The 2,500-nt window shown below is 56.1% G+C and carries 1 tRNA gene and 2 rRNA genes (1 of these 3 cut by a window edge); all 3 read left to right on the top strand.

Going from position 1 to position 2,500, the window contains the following annotated elements:
• Positions 1-1,685 (top strand): 23S ribosomal RNA (locus O7A05_RS33795); it begins 1,134 nt to the left of the window's first position.
• A gap of 384 nt (positions 1,686-2,069) precedes the next feature.
• Positions 2,070-2,184 (top strand): 5S ribosomal RNA (gene rrf / locus O7A05_RS33790).
• A gap of 238 nt (positions 2,185-2,422) precedes the next feature.
• Positions 2,423-2,499 (top strand) — tRNA-Met (locus O7A05_RS33785).
• Position 2,500 lies beyond the last annotated feature (1 nt).

The following is a 2,500-nucleotide window of genomic DNA, read 5'->3' as shown; positions in this document are numbered from 1 at the left end:
ATCATTTAAAGAAAGCGTAACAGCTCACTGGTCTAAATAAGGGTCTTTGCGCCGAAAATGTAACGGGGCTAAAGCCATACACCGAAGCTTAGGGTTCGTGAGCAATCACGAGCGGTAGCGGAGCGTTCTGTAAGCTGATGAAGCCGTACCCGTGAGGGGCGGTGGAGGTATCAGAAGTGCGAATGCTGACATGAGTAACGTAAGGGGAGTGAGAGACTCCCCCGCCGAAAGACCAAGGGTTCCTGCTTAAAGTTAATCTGAGCAGGGTTAGCCGGCCCCTAAGACGAGGCGGAAACGCGTAGTCGATGGGAACCACGTTAATATTCGTGGGCCTGGAGGTAGTGACGGATCACACAAGTTGTCCAATCTTATCGGATTGAACGGGCAGCGGAGTGGTTCCAGGAAATAGCTCCTCCTTATAGACCGTACCCGAAACCGACACTGGTGGTCAGGTAGAGTATACCAAGGCGCTTGAGAGAACTATGCTGAAGGAACTCGGCAAATTGCACGCGTAACTTCGGAAGAAGCGTGACCCTTTTTTGCGCAAGCAGAGGAGGGTGGCACAGACCAGGGGGTAGCGACTGTTTATCAAAAACACAGGGCTCTGCGAAGCCGCAAGGCGACGTATAGGGTCTGACGCCTGCCCGGTGCTGGAAGGTTAAGAGGAGGGGTGCAAGCTCTGAATCGAAGCCCCAGTAAACGGCGGCCGTAACTATAACGGTCCTAAGGTAGCGAAATTCCTTGTCGGGTAAGTTCCGACCTGCACGAATGGCGTAACGACTTCCCCGCTGTCTCCAGCATAGACTCAGTGAAATTGAATTCCCCGTGAAGATGCGGGGTTCCTGCGGTTAGACGGAAAGACCCCGTGCACCTTTACTATAGCTTTACATTGGCATTCGTAGTGGCATGTGTAGGATAGGTGGTAGGCTTTGAAGCCTGGGCGCCAGCTCAGGTGGAGCCACCCTTGAAATACCACCCTTATCACTATGGATGTCTAACCGCGGCCCGTTATCCGGGTCCGGGACAATGTATGGTGGGTAGTTTGACTGGGGCGGTCGCCTCCTAAAGAGTAACGGAGGCGCGCGATGGTGGGCTCAGAACGGTCGGAAATCGTTCGCTGAGTGCAATGGCATAAGCCTGCCTGACTGCGAGACTGACAAGTCGAGCAGAGACGAAAGTCGGTCATAGTGATCCGGTGGTCCCGCGTGGAAGGGCCATCGCTCAACGGATAAAAGGTACGCCGGGGATAACAGGCTGATGACCCCCAAGAGTCCATATCGACGGGGTTGTTTGGCACCTCGATGTCGACTCATCGCATCCTGGGGCTGGAGCAGGTCCCAAGGGTATGGCTGTTCGCCATTTAAAGCGGTACGTGAGTTGGGTTCAGAACGTCGTGAGACAGTTCGGTCCCTATCTGCCGTGGGTGTAGGAATATTGAAAGGATCTGTCCCTAGTACGAGAGGACCGGGATGGACGGATCTCTGGTGGACCTGTTGTGGCGCCAGCCGCATTGCAGGGTAGCTATATCCGGACGGGATAACCGCTGAAGGCATCTAAGCGGGAAACCCACCTTGAAACGAGTATTCCCTGAGAACCGTGGAAGACGACCACGTTGATAGGCCGGGTGTGGAAGAGCGGCAACGCTTGAAGCTTACCGGTACTAATAGTTCGATAGGCTTGATCGTTCTCATTACTTATATCCATCAAGGCGCAATCCGAAGGATTGTCGCCCAAAGTCGGATGGTCTACCAGCGCTCACGCATGAGCGGCCCCTTCGGGGCCTATGCTCCGCGAGGGCGCCGGACGACCGGCGACGCGCAGTCGCGCTTGCGGGCTTCGCCCGTATGCAATGGTTTGTTCTCACTCACGCTTGTTCCGCCCTGCGGGCGGCGCTACGTGGGTGCGGCGCATCGGCGCCGACGGTCGGTCGACCTTGCGAAGCTTCGCTTCGAAGGGCGCCAGGCCAAAAGAACGTCAAAGGCACAAAGGCGACGATCTTCGGATCGTCGCTGCGACGATCCTTGGATCGCGCTTGAACAGCTTCTCGATTTGAACATGCGTTTTGCCGACCTGGTGGTTATGGCGGAGCGGCTGCACCCGATCCCATTCCGAACTCGGCCGTGAAACGCTCCAGCGCTGATGGTACTTCGTCTCAAGACGCGGGAGAGTAGGTCGCTGCCAGGTCTGCAAAGCGCATGTTCAGCTCACTTCCAGATCCACAGGATCCGGATGAAGACAATCTTCTCTCTACGATCTTAAGGCCCGCCAAACGGGATCACGGGCCGCGCAAGCGGCCCTTTCATTTGGCGGCTCTTGAATCCGGTAAGGTCGCACTTACCTCCAAGGACGCAAGCAAACGCTTGCTCGTGTTCGCAAGCAAACGCTTGCTCGTGTTCGCAAGCAAACGCTTGCTCGTGGTTGACGCGGGGTGGAGCAGCCCGGTAGCTCGTCAGGCTCATAACCTGAAGGTCACAGGTTCAAATCCTGTCCCCGCAACCAA

It is taken from the genome of Mesorhizobium argentiipisi (SeqCode) (genome assembly GCF_037179585.1).
In the GTDB taxonomy this organism is placed as follows: domain Bacteria; phylum Pseudomonadota; class Alphaproteobacteria; order Rhizobiales; family Rhizobiaceae; genus Mesorhizobium; species Mesorhizobium argentiipisi.
The sequence above is the reverse complement of the archived record's forward strand: the minus strand, read 5'-3'. Positions and strand labels throughout refer to the sequence as shown.